Source organism: Pseudopedobacter saltans DSM 12145 (genome assembly GCF_000190735.1).
In the GTDB taxonomy this organism is placed as follows: Bacteria; Bacteroidota; Bacteroidia; order Sphingobacteriales; family Sphingobacteriaceae; genus Pseudopedobacter; species Pseudopedobacter saltans.
On record NC_015177.1, the window covers coordinates 1565254 to 1583282 of the forward strand.

Annotated in this window: 12 protein-coding genes and 1 tRNA gene; 7 read left to right on the forward strand and 6 right to left on the reverse strand. The window is 38.7% G+C overall.

All coding sequences use genetic code 11. The features are described from left to right. The first annotated feature begins 21 nt into the window (after positions 1–21). Both PEDSA_RS06595 and PEDSA_RS06600 read left to right on the forward strand, forming a co-directional pair. Positions 22–1899, forward strand: a complete 1878-nt coding sequence (locus PEDSA_RS06595) for an LTA synthase family protein (protein ID WP_013632388.1) — start codon at positions 22–24, stop codon at positions 1897–1899. 64 nt (positions 1900–1963) lie between these two features. Then, entirely contained in the window at positions 1964–3433 is a 1470-nt protein-coding gene (locus PEDSA_RS06600; protein WP_013632389.1) for a glycoside hydrolase family 130 protein, read from the forward strand. Positions 3434–3489: 56 nt separating this feature from the next. Here PEDSA_RS06600 and PEDSA_RS06605 read toward each other — a convergent pair whose 3' ends face one another. Beyond that, positions 3490–5754, reverse strand: coding sequence for a glycosyltransferase family 4 protein (locus tag PEDSA_RS06605; RefSeq protein ID WP_013632390.1), 2265 nt, complete (start codon positions 5752–5754; stop codon positions 3490–3492). An 810-nt stretch (positions 5755–6564) separates the two neighbouring features. On the opposite strand from PEDSA_RS06605, the gene PEDSA_RS20130 reads away from it, so the two are divergent. The 3 genes from PEDSA_RS20130 to PEDSA_RS06620 are packed head-to-tail and all read left to right on the forward strand — an operon-like array spanning position 6565 to position 11620. Beyond that, positions 6565–6951, forward strand: coding sequence for an ImuA family protein (locus PEDSA_RS20130; RefSeq protein WP_148233512.1), 387 nt, complete (start codon positions 6565–6567; stop codon positions 6949–6951). Further along, positions 6951–8450: a Y-family DNA polymerase gene (locus PEDSA_RS06615; RefSeq protein WP_013632392.1), complete on the forward strand. Its 1500-nt coding sequence runs from the start codon at positions 6951–6953 to the stop codon at positions 8448–8450. The genes PEDSA_RS20130 and PEDSA_RS06615 overlap by 1 nt, the downstream gene beginning before the upstream one ends. An 8-nt stretch (positions 8451–8458) precedes the next feature. Then, positions 8459–11620, forward strand: coding sequence for an error-prone DNA polymerase (locus PEDSA_RS06620; RefSeq protein WP_013632393.1), 3162 nt, complete (start codon positions 8459–8461; stop codon positions 11618–11620). Between the two features lie 139 nt (positions 11621–11759). Here PEDSA_RS06620 and PEDSA_RS06625 read toward each other — a convergent pair. The 3 genes from PEDSA_RS06625 to PEDSA_RS06635 all read right to left on the reverse strand — a co-directional run bounded on the left by PEDSA_RS06625 (position 11760) and on the right by PEDSA_RS06635 (position 13104). Next, a tRNA-Pro gene (locus tag PEDSA_RS06625) sits at positions 11760–11833 on the reverse strand. 288 nt (positions 11834–12121) lie between these two features. Continuing rightward, a complete protein-coding gene (locus PEDSA_RS06630; RefSeq protein WP_013632394.1) occupies positions 12122–12631 on the reverse strand; it encodes a DUF5606 family protein in 510 nt (169 codons plus the stop codon). Between the two features lie 11 nt (positions 12632–12642). Beyond that, positions 12643–13104, reverse strand: a complete 462-nt coding sequence (locus PEDSA_RS06635) for a peptidylprolyl isomerase (RefSeq protein WP_013632395.1) — start codon at positions 13102–13104, stop codon at positions 12643–12645. A gap of 82 nt (positions 13105–13186) precedes the next feature. On the opposite strand from PEDSA_RS06635, the gene PEDSA_RS06640 reads away from it, so the two are divergent. After that, positions 13187–14443, forward strand: coding sequence for a hypothetical protein (locus PEDSA_RS06640; protein WP_013632396.1), 1257 nt, complete (start codon positions 13187–13189; stop codon positions 14441–14443). 7 nt (positions 14444–14450) lie between these two features. On the opposite strand, the gene PEDSA_RS06645 is transcribed toward PEDSA_RS06640, so the two are convergent. Both PEDSA_RS06645 and PEDSA_RS06650 read right to left on the reverse strand, forming a co-directional pair. Then, on the reverse strand, positions 14451–15416 hold the full coding sequence (locus PEDSA_RS06645; RefSeq protein WP_013632397.1) for a polysaccharide deacetylase family protein: 966 nt from the start codon (positions 15414–15416) through the stop codon (positions 14451–14453). A 125-nt stretch (positions 15417–15541) separates the two neighbouring features. After that, positions 15542–16405 carry an energy transducer TonB gene (locus tag PEDSA_RS06650; RefSeq protein WP_013632398.1) on the reverse strand — a complete coding sequence of 288 codons (864 nt, stop codon included), beginning with the start codon at positions 16403–16405 and terminating at the stop codon, positions 15542–15544. A gap of 121 nt (positions 16406–16526) precedes the next feature. Here PEDSA_RS06650 and cls point away from each other — a divergent pair, with 121 nt between their 5' ends. Continuing rightward, positions 16527–18002 (forward strand): cardiolipin synthase, encoded by a 1476-nt coding sequence (gene cls / locus PEDSA_RS06655; RefSeq protein ID WP_013632399.1) that lies wholly within the window; start codon positions 16527–16529, stop codon positions 18000–18002. Positions 18003–18029 lie beyond the last annotated feature (27 nt).

Sequence of the window (18029 nt, forward strand, 5' to 3'; positions counted from 1 at the left end):
ACAATCTATTAACTTTGCGCTATGTTAAAAAGCCTTGCTTTCTTTCTTAGATATTACCTTTTTTGGGTTCTTTTTTTTGCAGCTAACAGAGTAGCTTTCGAATTGTGGAACAGAACAAAATTTGATGGAATAAGCTCTTCCGAAATACTTAAGACATTTCTATACGGATTACATATGGATACATCTATGGCATCCTATTTTTGTGTAATTCCCTTTCTGACTGCCATATGCAAGTGGTTGGTTCCAAAAATCGGATTTCCCAATAAATTCTTATCCGTATACACAGCAGTCTTATCATTTATAACAATTCTTATTACTATTGTAGATTTCAACATTTATACCGAATGGGGAAGTAAAATAAGCGCTAAGGTTATTGACCTCGCTATAGAAAGCCCTAAAGAAGCATTGGCATCAAGCAGCTCCTCGCCTCTATCTTTTATTTTATTTTATTTTCTGATTCTGTTAGGTGTTGCTTATATTTTGTATAGATATATTGTACCAACAGGTTTCCGCTTCAAGAATAAGACCGGAACGGTGTCGAAAGCATTAATATCCCTATTGATTTTAGGATTCACATTTCTAGGCATTCGGGGCGGGTGGAAAATTGCCCCCATGAATCCCAGCCAGGTCTACTTCTCAGATAAACCCATATTAAATCATTCAGCATTAAATACCAATTGGTTATTGATGTCTAATTATGTAAAAAAGGCAGATACTAAAAATCCTTTTTTATACTTTTCTCAGGAAAAGGCAGACTCACTGGTAAAAAACTTGTATACTCCAACAGTTGACACCACACTCAGAATTTTAAATACCGATAGACCAAACATTGTTTTAGTAATCATCGAAAGTTTTACAGCAAACTTGGTTAAAGAATTAGGCGGAGAAGCTCAGGTTACACCGCAATTCTCAGATCTGATAAAAGAGGGATTACTTTTTGATCGTATTTATTCTTCGAGCGACAGAACCGATAAAGGAATTATTGCAATATTAAGTGCATTCCCATCACAGGGTCCCAGAAGCATCATAAAAGAAAATGACAAACAGGAAAAACTTCCGTCAATTTCAAAAGAGTTGGCAAAAAATGGTTATCATACTTCTTTCTTTTATGGAGGATACTCTGAGTTTTCGAACTTCAAATCCTATTTATTAAGCCATCAATTCAACACTTTAATCGATGCCAACTCGTTCAATAGTGAAGATTTAACGTCTAAATGGGGTGCCTATGACGAGATTACCGTACAGAAGCAACTAAGTTTTCTAAAAAACGAAAAGCAGCCTTTCTTCTCCACATTACTTACACTAAGCAACCACGAACCTTTTGCTCTGCCATCCAGAGGTAAATTTGGAGATAGCAATGTTGCAGACAAATTTAGAAGTACCGCTTACTACACGGCAGATCAGCTTAAAAACTTTGTACAAACCGCAAAAAGAGAGAATTGGTACAACAACACCATTTTTATATTTGTTGCCGATCATGGTCACCGACTTCCAAAAGAGAATAATGAAATCTTTCAACCAGAAAGGTACCATATCCCCCTTTTAATTTATGGTGGTGGGTTAAAAACAGAATTTAAAGGCAGAAAAATATCGCTTTATGGAAACCAAACTGATATTGCGGCGACGTTATTAAAACAACTGAATTTATCTCATGCTAACTTTAAATACAGCAATAATCTTCTTAACCCCATATCGAATGGCTTCTCGTTTTATGTGTGGCAAAATGGTTTCGGTCTGACAACCAAAGATGGTGCTGTTTCCTTTGATCCGATAGCGAATAGAATAATATATACCGAACCCAAAGACCTTTCGAAAAACAAGAAAGAACAACAATTGCAAAATGCAAAAGTATTAATGCAAAGCGTTTATCAAGACTATTTGAACGCAAAATTCTATTAGAATTATTGCTTCGATAAAACATTTCTCAAAAAAAGGAGTTTATTTTCTGTACAAAACCCCGATTATGAGAATTCCCATCCAAAGAAAAAACATAAGGATTATGCCCGACTCCAAGCGGGTAATCGCCAGATTTTTTTATAATGGGCCAGAAAGAGCCGTTTCGATAATAGAGAAAGTTGACAACCTAACTGAGAAAGAAGTCGATGAATTAATACTACCTCTCCTTCAGGAATTTTCCAAAAGGCATCGGAACATCACCAAAATTTTAAAAAAGAATGCAGCCAAGGCTTATAAGGCTCTTGAAAAAGACCTTAGTGAATTAGACGAAATGACACTGTATAGAAAACTACTCATAGGAGCTTATTTCACTCATGAATATTCTATAGAATCTGCAGCATTCTTTAATCCGTCAATAGTAGAAGATCCTTTTCAGGGAGATTTGGAAGATGGCCAAAGGCGTATTATTATTAGTTTCAGAGCAGTTGGTGAAGGACATATTTCATCAATAGTATTCAGAAGAGCTTTAATTGATCACAATAATAATATTATTGTAACGCCTTCCGGAACATACGTAGACGAAGCAGAAATCATAAAAAACAACATCTATTCTAAGATGTTCTTCTTTGAGAAAGCCATCGATTCCAAGATATCTGAAGATGTCATCCAGCTCATGAATCAGAATCTTCCTGACAAATTTGATTACAGAGAACTAAAGCAGATTATAGACAGAATAAAACTAGAACATGAAAATAAAGATCTTGATAAAATTCTCTGGTTAGCCGATTCCTATCACGAAATTAATTTCTCTTTAGACACTGATATTTCCGATCGGATAATCTATCCCATATCAGAGTTTGAGCGTAAAGGCATCGAAGATGCCCGATTTGTAAAATTCACCAATGAAGAGGGCCATTGTAAATACTATGCAACATACACTGCGTATGACGGAAAAGTGATTATGCCCAAACTATTGGAGACCACAGATTTTTATAACTTTAAAGTACGTCCGCTGTACGGAGAAGGTGCAAAAAATAAAAACCTGGCTCTTTTCCCCCGAAAAATAAATGGCAAGTTTGCCATGATGTCCAGAATAGACGGTTGGAATAATTACATTATGTATTCCGACAAAATCAATATATGGAATAACCCCACATTACTTCAATCCCCACACTTCCCCTGGGAATATATTCAGATAGGAAATTGTGGCTCCCCTATAGAAACAGAAGAAGGTTGGCTGATAATATCTCATGGAGTTGGCCCATTAAGAAGATACTGTCTCAGTGCAAGTCTATTGGACCTTGAAAATCCAAGCATAGAAATTGGACGTTTAAATGAACCTCTGTTGGTTGCCGATAAAGATGAAAGAGAGGGCTATGTTCCTAATGTAGTTTATTCTTGCGGTTCTATAATTAACAATGGCGAATTGATTGTACCGTACGGACTTTCGGATTACTCCACTTCATTCATGACTGTAAATGTGAAAGCTCTGTTGGCGAGAATGAAAGAAGATAAAGCTAAAGTCACTTACAAATAAAACAAGTGCTGTATTGGATGACAATACAGCACTTCTACAATAAAACTCAAAATAAACTAATTCTTATATTGGATACTCTTGTCAACCAGATCAAATTCATACTCTTTCTCCAATGCTTGCAGAATCGTAAGATAAGAAATAAAGTAAGCTAATGTACTTTCCGCTCCCTGGTTTCTGTTTAAACCGATCATAGTTAAACCATCACAGCATCCGTTTGTTTCATAATCGTACAAAGGAACCCTTAACGTATTTTCACCTAAAAACCACAAGAACGTCTGTTGCATCTTTTTAATGTAAGATACATCCCCACTAACTTTATAGGCCTGAAAATACATCATTACAGCGCCCATAGTTTCTATCGCTTGTTGGTCAAATATCGCTTTCTTCTTGCTGTTTCTATAAAACCATCCATCATTACCAATAGGATTATAATAGCCTTTATCTAAAGTTTCCTTATCTAAAAAGTCCAGAGCCTTAAAAGCAATTTCCTTATAAATATATTCGTCTGTTACCTCGTAAGCTTTTAAAAGTGCCATCGGAAGAATTGCATTATCGTAAGTTAGCTTGTCTTCAAACCAATGCCAATCCGAAGAGCTCTGTTCATTAAACGCTTTAACCATCTTATCCGCCAAGAAAATTAATCTATTTCTCACTTCCTTGTCAGAATTACACGTCAGATAATGACTTAAACCAATAATACTATTCGCAAAACCTCTTATATGCTCTAAATTATCGATGTGTTTTAAAGAATTAAAAAATAATTCCTTAGAGAATTCCTTATAAGAGTTGTTTGGAGAATTGCAAACCATATATCCTAATGACCAAAGTGTTCTGCCAAAGGAATCATCACTTCCATATTCATCCAGATACTCTCTCCTGAAACTTAAAAAGTTTCTGAAATTTCCATCGTCACATTGCATGTATTGAATAAAACTTAAATAAATGGGCAACAAATCAAGAGCCTCCTTATTTTTATACTGATTATATGCCATTAACACCATAATCAATGCCCTGACATTATCATCCATACAATAGCCCTCTTTCAGATTTGGAATACCATAACGAGCGTGTTGTACTATCCCTGTATCGTCTGTTAGACGCTTTACATAATCAAGGTTAAAACTTGGAAGCCTTTCAGCGTCAATAGTAAAACTTTCTTTTGCACCTGTCAGTGCTTTCTGGGTGGATATTTCATTCAACAATTCAAAATACCTCGCACCAATTTTAGGATATCTGATTTTCAAGCCATATTGATACGCATTTTCTCTTATGGCAGCTAATTTATTATCATCACTTAATAGTTCTTCAATTATATCAGATAATTGCTGATAGGATTTAAAAGCAAAAAGTTTTCCTCTATCCTTTGCGAGCAACTCCTGTGCATGCCAATATGGAGTAGAAATCACAGCACATCCTGCTCCCACTGCATAAGACAAAGTTCCGCTTGTTATTTGCGCTTCATTTAAATAAGGAGTTATATAAATCTCAGCCGCCCGTAGATAATTTACCAGTTCATCTTCAGGAACAAACGAATCAATAAAATGCACATAATCACTTACCCCTAATCCTTTAGCCAATTGTTTTAAGCTATCTCTATATTCTTCCCCTTGCGAAGCTTTAATGCTTGGATGGGTACTTCCAATAATAGTGTAGCTTATATCGGGATGTTTTTCAACAATAGACGGTAAAGCTTTAATAACCGTTTCCAAGCCTTTATTTCTGGACAATAACCCAAAGGTTATTAATGTTCTTTTATTCTTAAAGAACGAATTTTCCAGTAGTGGATTCGCATCATTAATATCATAGTCTGGCACTCCATGCTCAATAAGCTCAATTTTATAAAGCGGAACTTCATAAATATCTACCAGGAAATCAACCGCTTTTTGGGCCATAACCACAATCCTTGCAGATTGCTCGGCTATTTCCTTAATGATCAATTTTTGCAAATAGTTCGGCTCCTGTAAAACAGTATGCAAGATTGTTATAAGAGGTTTGTTAATTCTGTAAAGCATGGGAAGAATGTAAACTCCGCTCTCACCTCCATATATACCAAATTCGTGTTGCATCACGCAAACATCTGCACTACCCTGATTAATAACATTTGCCGCCTTAATATAATCTTTTTGACTTTGTTGTCTGATAATAAATCTGACATCCTCCGGATAATGGTACTGATTTAAGTTGTCTGAATCATTAATAGCAATTACAAAACTTTTGTTATCCTTAGAGTTATTACTTTCAATAGCATTTTTTAAGTTCAAATTGAAAGTTGCCAAACCACACGCCCTCGGTGTGTAAGTCGAAATATAAGCGATGTTCATAGATGATAGAATTTTCTGTGATAGTGCTTATAAATAAGCTAATACTATGCCATTCAATCATTTATGTTACATTTTTTTTCATTTAACTTCTATAACTCTAAAAAAAACTTAAACTAAATATTAAACGCTATGAATAAAAGCTGTAAATGTATAGTTGTAGGAAACAAATTAGAATATATTACTTTTCAATTTATGAGACTTCTATAATAGACAATCAATAAACAGCTATCTGTTTGAACACTTAAAACGCATTTTTTTAAATTTAAAAATCAATATAAAATTGCATCGAAAGCTAACTATTGACCATGAAATCATCCTTATTGCGTCTTTGCTACCCCCCTTACTTAAGACGGAATATTTAAACATATTTTCACAACTCTTCATTACTAATATTTTTAGCATTATCTTTGTCTAAAATCAGAGTATAGACAAAAAATAATGGCTATCCGCGAAAAGCAAAAGGAAATCATCTCGCAACTACGCAAGAATATTCTTCACCTGGAGGGCTTCAGGCCTGAGCGTGAAGATTCATGTCTACGTATGGGTTTGGGTATTCTGGAGGATGCTTTTCCTTACGGAATATTTCCAAGGGCTGCCGTACATGAATTTTTGTGCCAGGAGGATGAAGAAGCTGCCGCTAGCAATGCCTTTTTGTCTGTAGTACTGGCCATGTTGATGCAGAGTCAGAAACCCTGTGTCTGGATCAGTCCTTTTCCCATGGTCTTCCCTCCTGCCCTTAAGAGTTTCGGTATCCATCCAGACCGCCTCATATTTGTGAGGTTGAACCGAGACCGTGACATTCTTTGGGCTATGGAAGAAGCACTGAAATGCAAGGGTTTGGCAGCTGTGGTTGCCGAGCTTCAGGAGCTCAGTTTCTCCCAATCCAGGCGTTTGCAACTGGCTGTAGAAAGCAGCAGGGTAAGCGGTTTCGTACTTCGCCGTGACACCAGGAAAATCAATACCACTGCCTGTGTGGCCCGCTGGCGCATCAGTCCGCAACCCAGCTTACTATTAGAAAAGGGATTGCCCGGTGTAGGCTTTCCCCAATGGCAGGTAGAACTTTTGAAAGTTAAGAACGGACAGCCGGGAAGCTGGAATATAGCATGGACACCGGAAGGACTTTTATTCGACAGACAGGAGAATACAGGGTTTTATCCTTTTGAGAAAAACAAGGAAGCCACAAAAACCGGAAGCTGATGCAAAAACGTTATCTATCCATATGGTTTAAATATCTGCTGCCCGATGCGCTGGCTATTCTGAGACCAGAATTGAAGGAGTTACCTTTGATTATAGTCGTAAAGGAAAGAGGCAGGCAATTGGTTAAATACTGTAATGACATAGCGCTTAAAGAAGGCATTAAAACAGGTATAACTGTCGCCGATGCCCGAGCTTTGGTCCCGGATATTATACTGGAAGATTATGAAGAAGGCAGCGAACGCCAGCTCTTGAAAGAGCTAGGGGAATGGTGCATCCGTTTTTCGCCCGCGGTAGCTATTGATGGTAATGACAGCCTGCTTATAGACCTTAGCGGTTGCAGCCATCTCTGGAATGGGGAAATCCCTTATTTAAAGGATTTGCTCAACAGGCTCAAAGCCAAAGGCTACCATGTTCGGGGTGCTATTGCAGATACCATAGGCGCTGCCTGGGCCATTGCCCGCTTCGGCAAGGAAAAGGCAATTATTCCAGCTGGCGAGCAGTACCGTTTTCTTTTATCTCTGCCTCCAGCTGCCCTGCGCCTGGAAAGTACCCTGATACAGCGCCTGCATAAATTGGGAATGTACCGCTTGGAGAGTTTTATAGACTTGCCCCCATCGGTATTACGGCGGCGTTTTGGTGAGGATTTGCTGTTGCGTATTGCGCAGGCTTTGGGTCATGTGGAAGAGTTTTTAGATTTTATCTATATCCCCCAACCTTATACCGAACGTCTCCCCTGCCTGGAACCGATACGTACAGCCAAAGGTATTGAGCTGGCTATTGCCCAATTACTGGATGCCTTATGCTTTCGACTGCGCCGGGAAGGTATGGGCTTGCGGCAAGCTTTACTGAAATGCTATCGGGTAGATGGCCGGATGGTAACGGTTTCTATTGGTACTCATAAACCCTCACACCATATGGGACACCTGCAAAAGCTACTAGGCATGCGCATTGCACATATTGAACCGGCTTTGGGTATTGAACTGTTTATTTTAGAAGCTTCGGGTATAGAACCGATTGAGCTATCTCAACAGGCCATTTGGGCTATTAGTTCTGAAGCAGATGAACTGCTGGTTATTGAGCTACTAGACCGTATTGCTATGCGGGCCGGAAAGAATGCCATACAGCGCTTTCTGCCACAGGAACATTACTGGCCAGAGCGCTCGGTAAAGAGCGTTACCAACCTGGATGAACAGCCCTCAATTCCATGGTCTGTCTACAGGCCCCGGCCTACGCATCTACTAGCCTGTCCGGAACCTATCCGTGTTACTGCACCTATTCCAGACTATCCACCTATCCTCTTTATCTATAAGGGGAAGAAACATATTATTAAAAAAGCGGATGGCCCCGAGCGTATTGAAAGAGAATGGTGGCTGGAAGCAGGTGAACATCGCGATTATTATACAGTAGAAGACGAAGCTGGCCGACGCTATTGGCTGTTCAGATCGGGCCACTACCATCACCAACAGGACCAATGGTTTTTACATGGATTTTTTGCATAAGAGAGATAATGGGCTATTCGGAATTACAGGTCACCAGCAATTTTAGTTTCTTAAGAGGAGCATCACATCCTGATGAACTGGTAGAAACAGCTGCCAGGTTGGGTTATGCCAAGATTGCCATTACAGATCGCAATACGCTGGCGGGCATTGTGCGTGGACATGTGGCTGCGCAGAAGCATGGCATAGGCTTTATTCCTGCCTGCCGTTTAGATTTATTGGATGGCCCGAGTCTGTTGGCCTATCCTACCGATCTGGCAGCCTACAGCAGGCTATCTTCTTTACTGTCTGTAGGAAACCTGAGGGCAGAAAAAGGGAAATGTTTACTATACCGACAGGATGTTTTTGAACATACCGAAGGTATCTTCTTTATTATTATCCCTCCTGCCGAACTGGATAGCAGTTTCAATTTTCCCGCTGATTTTACGGATGACCTGAAAGATTATCAGCAATATTTACCTTCGGACAAGCTCTTTCTGGCAGCTGTACGTAGCTATCAGGGAAACGACCAAAAGCGCTTGTACCGTTTGCAGCAATTATCTGACCGGTTGGGTATTCCTTTAGCCGCTACGAATGATGTGCATTACCATATAGCCGAACGCCGGGAGCTACAAGACATCTTAACCTGTATCCGCGAGAAGTGCACCATCTACCAAGCGGGTTTTAAGCTACATGCCAACGCCGAGCGTCACCTGAAATCGGTAAAAGAAATGGAACGGCTTTTTATGCAGTATCCCGATGCTATTGCCAACACCCGAAAAATTGCCGACGTCTGCGATTTTTCACTAACTGATTTAAAGTATGTGTATCCTGATGAGCTAACCAGCGAAGGCCGTACACCGCAGCAGGAACTGGAATACCTGACCTGGATCGGCGCTCAAGAGCGTTTTGGTGAATCGATTTCCCACGAACTTACTGAACAAATTGGCGAAGAGCTGGCCTTTATGAAGAAAAATAACCTGGCTAACTATTTTCTGACGGTGCATGACCTGGTACGTTATGCCCGCAGCAAGGATATCCTGTGCCAGGGACGGGGATCAGCAGCCAATTCGGTGGTATGTTATTGCCTAGGAATTACTTCCGTTGACCCAACACGCATCAAACTGCTCTTTGCCCGCTTTATGTCTGATGCCCGCAATGAACCCCCGGATATTGATGTAGATTTTGAGCATGAGCGGCGGGAGGAGGTAATCCAGTACATCTATGAAAAGTACGGACGCGACCGGGCTGCAGTAGTGGCTACCGTGACTCAGGAGCGTTACAAAGGCGCCATCAGGGATGTGGGGAAGGCTATGGGACTTTCTGTAGATACCATCAGCAGCCTTTCTTCAGGCGTTTGGCGCTATTCTTCTGAGTGGCTGGAAAATGTAGACTTGATTGAACAGGGCCTGAATAGTAAAGATCTACATTTACGCAAGACGCTGGATCTTACCCGTCAGCTGATGGGCTTCCCGAGGCAATTAGGGCAGCATACTGGCGGTTTTGTGATTACACAAGGCAAGTTATCCAACCTATGCCCTATTATGAATGCCCGCATGGAAGGACGCACCTGCATTGAGTGGAATAAAGAAGATATTGAGGCTTTAGGTTTTATTAAGGTGGATGTTTTGGCTTTGGGAATGCTTACCTGCATCCGCAAAGCCTTTAATTTGGCTAAAAAACATTATGGCCTCGACCTGAACCTGGCTGATATATCCAGAAATGAAGATAAACACCCGGAAGTATATGAGATGATCAGTCAGGCAGATACCATTGGCGTATTCCAGATTGAGAGCCGGGCGCAGATGTCTATGCTTCCACGTTTAAAGCCCAAAAAATTTTATGATCTGGTGGTTGAGGTAGCTATTGTTCGTCCGGGCCCTATCCAGGGAGATATGGTGCATCCCTACTTATTGAGGAGACAAGACCCAAGTCTTATAAAGTATCCTCCTAAACTGGAAAACATATTAAAAAGGACAAACGGTGTTCCGCTTTTTCAGGAACAGGCTATGGAAATTGCCATTGTCGCCGCTGGCTTTACCCCTGCAGAAGCAGATGAACTGAGGCGTAGTATGGCCACTTTTAAATCGCATGGTAAGGTTAGTATATTCAGGCAGAAGCTGGTGGATGGCATGGTAGGCAATGGCTATGAAAAAGCGTTTGCAGAAAGGGTATTTAAACAGATTGAAGGTTTCGGTAGCTACGGTTTTCCCGAGAGCCATGCAGCCAGTTTCGCCCTTTTAGTATATGTATCTTCCTGGATAAAATGCTATTATCCTGATATTTTTGCGGCGGCCATCCTCAACAGTTTACCTATGGGCTTTTACCAGCCTGCGCAATTGGTGATTGATGCTCGCAAGCATGGTGTGGAAGTTAGGCCTGTAGATATAAATTATTCTTTTTGGGATTATGTACTGGAAGAGCAGGCAGGAAAATACAGGGCGCTCCGGTTGGGTTTTAGACAAGTAAACGGTCTGAATATAGAGGACATGGAGTTATTGGTAGCCCACCGTAAGAAACCTTATAGTAATATTACACAATTGCTTAACATCGGTCTTTCTATTTCCTGCTTAGAAAAACTGGCTGATGCCGATGCTTTCCGCTCTATTGGCCTCGACCGGCGGCAGGCTTTATGGGAGATTGCTGCCCTGGCTGATAGTCCTCTTGCCTTGTTTGAAGGACAACCTTCCCAAAGTATGCTGGAACCACAGATTACCTTGCCACTCTTAACGAGTGGCGAACATGTGGTGCAGGATTACGTCAGCACATCCCTTTCACTAAAAGCACATCCACTTAATCTTTTACGCCAGCAACTGGACTTATTAAAGGTAACCAGTACCAGAGATCTTGACGCAGTACCCGATGGTGCACAAGTAAAAGTGGCCGGACTGATACTCATCAGGCAACGACCCGGTACGGCCAAAGGAGTCTGCTTTATTACCATAGAAGATGAAACAGGCTACTCTAACGTAATAGTTTGGGAGAATTTATTTAATACCTACCGCAAGGAAATACTTACCGCCCGCTTACTCATGGTAGAAGGAATGTTGCAGAGAGAGGGCAAAGTGGTACATATTGTGGCTAAACGTTGCTTTGATCTTTCGGGACTTTTGCGGCAACTAAAAGGCAACAGCAGTGCTAGTGGTGTTTATGGAAAGAAGGAAGTTTTTCATAAAGGAAGGAATTTTAAGTGATCTGACCTGAAACCTACTTAAATAGACGCTCTCTCTTTCTGTTTGAGAGATTTACGTTTGATCGTTTTAATGATTTACAAAAAAACCCTCTAAATGGATATATTTAGAGGGTTTTTGAACGGATTTGCTACCGTTATTGTCGGGGTGGCAGGATTCGAACCTACGACCTCCACATCCCAAATGTGGCGCGATACCGGGCTACGCTACACCCCGATTAGGTATCATCTTTTTTAATACTCTGGAGGAGTATTCCTTTTGAGTGGGACAAATGTAGAGCTAAATTCCCCATCTTGCAAGTTTTTTTTAACAAAAATTGCAAAGAAATTATAACTTTTTATAAATCAAACCATTATTTTTTGTTTCCTATTTAAGATTTAACAAAAAACATAAATTTTAAAGATTATAACCATCAAGTTGAAACAAAATATATGATAATAAATAGTCTGAAAAATAAAAAAGACCGGTTAAAAACCAGTCTTCTTCTATTCTTTAAAAAAGGTTTTAGTCATTTTTTGCTGTCGCTTTCTTTGCTGCAGGCTTTTTAGCTGCTTTTGGCTTCTTCTCCACCACTTCCTCTGCTACCGCAACTTCTTCTTGTGTTAGCTCTTGTTCTTTAGCCTCTTCACTCACTTCATCAAATAACGGAGTAGTTTTTATGATAGAGAACCAATTGATAATTTTTTTGATATCAGAATTGTAAACTTTTTCAGTATCGTGGTTAGGTACAATTTCTGTAAAGAATGCTCTTAATACTTTAGGATCTTCCTTTGCTTCAGGGATGCTTCCTTGATAAGCTTTTATTGTTTCAAACACATCTTTTAGTCTAATATCATCATCATCGCTATAAATAGTGATATCTTCTAATGATGCCAACTTAGAAGTAGACATGTTAACTACTAATTTGGTCTTTTGCTCATCCAGACTTTCTAAAATAAAGCCCGACTTGTTTTGTCCAACCAGTTTATATAATCCTGGTTTTCCAGAAACTGCAACTAATCCTGCAATGTTCATATTTTCTTATCTTAATCTTCTAAAATTTCTACAGACAAGATTTTATCGCCTTGTCTAATGTCATCTACCAGGTCAACATTTTCGATTACTTTACCAAAACAAGTATGGTTACGATCTAAATGTGCTGTATTATTACGGCTGTGGCAGACAAAGAACTGCGAACCTCCGGTATTTCTTCCAGCATGGGCCATTGACAATACTCCACGGTCATGGTATTGATTCTCTCCTGTCAATTCACAATCAATATGATAACCAGGACCACCAGTTCCTGCTTTAAAAGCTGTCGCTGGATCTTTAGAGAAAGGACATCCTCCCTGAATAACAAAATCAGGAATAACTCTATGAAAAGTCACACCGTCATAAAAACCTTCTTTTGCCAATTTCTTAAAGTTCGCTACTGTATTTGGAGCATCTTTTTCGTAGAATTCTACGGTCATATCTCCTTTTTCAGTTTTAATAATTGCTTTACTCATCTCCTTTAATTTAAGGACGCTAAATTAATAAAATTTTTAGCCCATATTAGCGTTTTAAAGCTTTATCCCTAATTTTATAGGAATGAAAAGATTTTTTGTCACGATATACCTCTTATTTTTTGTATCGCAGGCCTATAGCTCGGCTATATTGATACCTATGGATGAACAACAAAAAAATCATCTGAAGGCTTATGGACTGGCTTATTGGACTTTGAAGAAGAACAAGGAAATCACCTGGCTACTGAACTACAGAGGTGGTAGCTTCTCTATAAATTATGACAAAGAAATTGAAAATGAGCTAAAAATAAGAGGAATCAGCTACGACGTGATTGCAGATGGTAAGCTTACATCCATTTTAACCGAAATTTCCGATCCTGAAGTAAATATGGAAATGGTGAAACTTGAAAAAGCGCCTAAAATCGCTGTGTACTCACCCAAAAACAAGCTGCCATGGGATGATGCCGTAACGCTGGTTCTTACCTATGCCGAAATCCCCTATGATATAGTTTATGATGAAGAGATTCTGGATGGAAAATTGGCACAATATGATTGGTTACACCTGCATCATGAAGATTTCACTGGACAATATGGGCGTTTTTGGGCTAATTTTCGGAATACAGATTGGTATCGACAAGATGTACAACAACAAGAAGCCAGAGCCAAGAAATTAGGCTTTAAAAAAGTATCCCAAATGAAGCTGGCAGTTGCTTCGACTATTAAGAATTTCTGTATTGGTGGGGGCTTTCTTTTTGCTATGTGTTCCGGGACAGACAGCTTTGATATCGCCCTTTCTGCTGAGGGAGTAGATATTTGCGAAAGTATGTTTGATGGAGATGCAACCGATCCGCAGGCGCAGCAGAAGTTAAACTTTGATAAAGCATTTGCTTTTCATAATTTCAACCTGGAGAACAATCCGGCCATATATGAATTTTCAGATATTGATGCGACTAACACCAGAAATGTGGAAAAGACCCGGGATTATTTTACTTTATTTGATTTTTCTGCCAAATGGGATATTATACCTACTATCCTGACTCAGAACCATGAAAAGGTGATCAAAGGTTTTATGGGACAAACTACTGCTTACAGAAAAGAAGTTATTAAGCCTGAAGTTACGGTTATGGGAGAGCTTAAATCTGCCAATGAAGCCCGGTATATTCATGGAGAGATTGGAAAAGGACAATGGACGTTTTACGGTGGACATGATCCTGAAGATTACCAGCATTTAGTTGGCGACTCTCCTACCGATTTAAATTTATTTCCAAACTCACCCGGTTATAGATTAATATTGAATAATATTCTTTTTCCCGCAGCCAAGAAGAAAAAACAGAAAACTTAATTAAGGATTATCTGGTATTACATTGGAGACTTTGGTTTAAATCATAAAGTATCCAATGCCCAAGTTGAATATTTCTTATATTGTACTTTAGCAGATTAATCCAATCTTTAACGCCACTTTCTTCGTTTCCGTTCCCATGGATTAACACAATACTTCCATTTACCGGCCGCTGGCCTTTGGCCAACCAGGCATCAGCCCCTATTGGAATTAAACCATAATGCAGAACTTTTTCAAGAATTGCTTTATCCGACACCAGCCCAGGAAACCTGAAGAAAACAGAAGGAGTTATACCCTTTTCTATCATCAGCTGCTCGTTTTGTAGAATTTCGGTATTCAAATCCGTTCCTTTACTTAACAGAAAATTTTCCGTTAAAGGCTCATTATTCATGAAATGATTATAAGAATGATTAATCCAGATAATATTCCATTTACCACTTTTTGATAAGTATTTCAACCATTCCAAATCCTCCGGATGTTGTTGCATCCATTTACCTGAAACAGATATACCTATGGGTATATTCTCCTCTTTACCCTGAAAATAGTTATAAGTAGAATCAAAAACAATACGATCCAGTTGCCTGTGCGAAGGACAAAGATCCATAGTTAAATTCACACCTTTTTCTCTGTTAAAATGCCTGTCTATTCCTGCATTCTGTATAGAAGATTCGTTAGTTCTTGCCAACTGTTGGGCCTTTATAAAACAGCTTTTTACAAATTCAGCATTTACTTTAGCGTAGTCCAACTTATTTAAACTTGAAATCTCATTGGTAGAAATAATAGCGGTTTTAAATGAATATGGATCTACAGCCATATATTTCACCATCCCGTTTTGTTTAAATGTCCTTAAGCCCAACCATTCATGATTATATGTACGGATATTGGAAAATTCCGGCCGATAATCTTCAATCTGAACTGTTTGGCTAAATACGCTGTAAAAACAAAGTAAAAGAAGGAAGCTGGCACACAATTTCATAATAGGTAAAAGTGAAATGCAAGTTATTAAATAACAAAACCGCAGGAGACAAAACGCTTAAAGGCGAAGCTACGACCTCTTTCAGCTGCTGTATCCTGCGGCTAATAATTTAATTGCTTTTATAATTATAAATCGAGATGGAACATCACTGGAATAACGTATGAAACCCTCACTTTGCGTCCGTTCATTACACCAGCTTGCCAAACAGGTGATTTTCTGATAACTCTCACTGCTTCCTCATCACAACCGCCGCCTATTCCTCTTAGAACTTTAACATCTGTAACAGACCCGTCTTTTTCAACCACAAAAGAAACGGTAACCCTTCCCTGTATCCCTGCTTCTTTGGCTAAAGCCGGATAGTTCAAATTCTTTCTAAGAAATTTCGCCCAGGCTTCCATTCCGCCAGGGAACGCAGGCATTTGCTCTACACTAGCTGTATTATAGGTAGTATTGTCGGATTCAGATCCATTTCCACTGATTTCATTTCTCCCATTTATAACTCCTACAGACAAATTTTCAGCTTCTGATTTTGCTCCTTCGATATCAGTAGAACCTATAATATTATCCTTTATAATGGCTGTAGCAGGAGCATCAACACCTTTGCTATCTTCCACCGGGCGCATTTTTACATATTTTATCTGTGCAATATTAATCTGTGGTGTCGACGCAACCTGATCTGGCAGAGGTTTAGTGTTTTCTACCATAGGTGGTGTTTCTTGTTTGAAGTCTTCCAGTTTCACAATTCTTTCATCGTCAAAATCTTTATGTAGGGAAGTTGTATAACTTGTTGCTGCTTGTTTATCTTTATTCATATAATAAACAGTGGAGCCAATAAACAAACTAAATACACCAAAAGAAATGAGCAGGGCTTTCAACAAATAGGTATCTGCATCTCTACGAATCTCATACGCACCATAGCTTTTATTGCGGTTTTGGAAAACAAGATCGAGCCACTCGCCCTTGTTTAAGTTTAATTTAGAGAATGACATATTATGAAAGATTTGATTAGTATTAAGTTAGCAATAATTAATCTAAATAAAAAAGACTTGAGTAAAACTTTTTTATTACAAAAGACTTTTAGATTAGTAGCTGCTTTAGTATTTGAATAATATGCCCCAAATCCCTTATCAAACTACGCTTATATTAATTGGTGAGGTTGCTTATATTGTTATTCTGATTGGAGTTTGTCTGAAGATCATCTATGACACACGTTCATCCAGCAAAACGGTAGCCTATTTATTACTAGTTATATTTATTCCCATCATCGGTATTATTTTTTATTTCTCTTTTGGCATAAACTATAGAAAGAGCAAAATATACAACAAGAAATTAGAAATCGATGAATCCTTAAAAGAGGTATTTAAACGCCGTTTAATTGATCTTTACCAATATTTTTCTACCAGCAAAAACCCGTCTTTGTTAAATAATCAGGAATTAACCAGATTAATGGCTAACAAAAAAAACGGCAATGAAGGTGTTTTGCCTAACAATGTTGTAGAGCCTTTATTCAATGGAGAGATCCTTTTCCCAAAACTGATAACGGAACTGAAGAAGGCTAAGAAGCATATCCATTTCGAATATTATATTTACGAAAACGATTTTATTGGAAATGAGATTAAAAACATTTTAATTGAGAAAGCAAAAGAAGGCGTAGAAGTTAGATTTATATACGATGATTTTGGAAGTTCGGGTATCCGGAAAAATATAATCAGAGAACTGAAAAGAAATGGTGTACAAGCTTTTCCCTTCAACAAGATCAAACTGATTTATTTTGCTAACCGAATTAATTATCGAAACCACCGTAAGATAGTTATTATTGACGGAATCACTTCATTTATAGGCGGCATCAATATCTCTGACAGATATATTAATAGCTCAAGTGATCAGTTATATTGGAAAGATGCACATCTGATGATTAAAGGTTATTCTACGCTCTCTCTTCAACAGATTTTTTTGGCCGATTGGAATTTCTGTAGTAAGGAAAATTTAATGGTCAATAAGGATTACTTCCCTCCTATTGAAATTGATCGTGAGCATTCCATACCTGTACAGATCACTTCCAGCGGACCCGACTCTGAACTACCAAGCATACTTTTTGCTATTGTTCAGGCGGTAAATCTGGCCCGTCGCGAAATATTACTGACCACACCTTATTATGTTCCCGATCAAACTTTACAGGACAGTCTTGTTATAGCTGCTTTAAGCGGAATTGATGTAAAATTACTCATTCCAAAAAAGGGAGATTCCTTATCTGTAAGTGTAGCTGCACAATCTTATTTCGAAGAATTACTGGAAGCTGGAGTGAAAATATATCAATATGAAAAGGGTTTTATACATGCAAAAACTATTGTAACCGATCGTGAAATGGCATCTGTTGGAACTGCCAATCTGGATTCCAGAAGCTTCGACCTGAATTTTGAAGTTGCGGCATTGATATATGACTCGAAAATAGCTTATAAACTAGCGATTGAATTTGAAAATGATTTAAAACATTCGACACAAATTGATCTATACGATTGGAATAAAAGAAATAAAGCCCGAAAACTCATAGAAAGAATCTTCAGGCTTTTATCTCCTTTTATGTAAGTGTAAATAAACGTTTTATAAATAAAT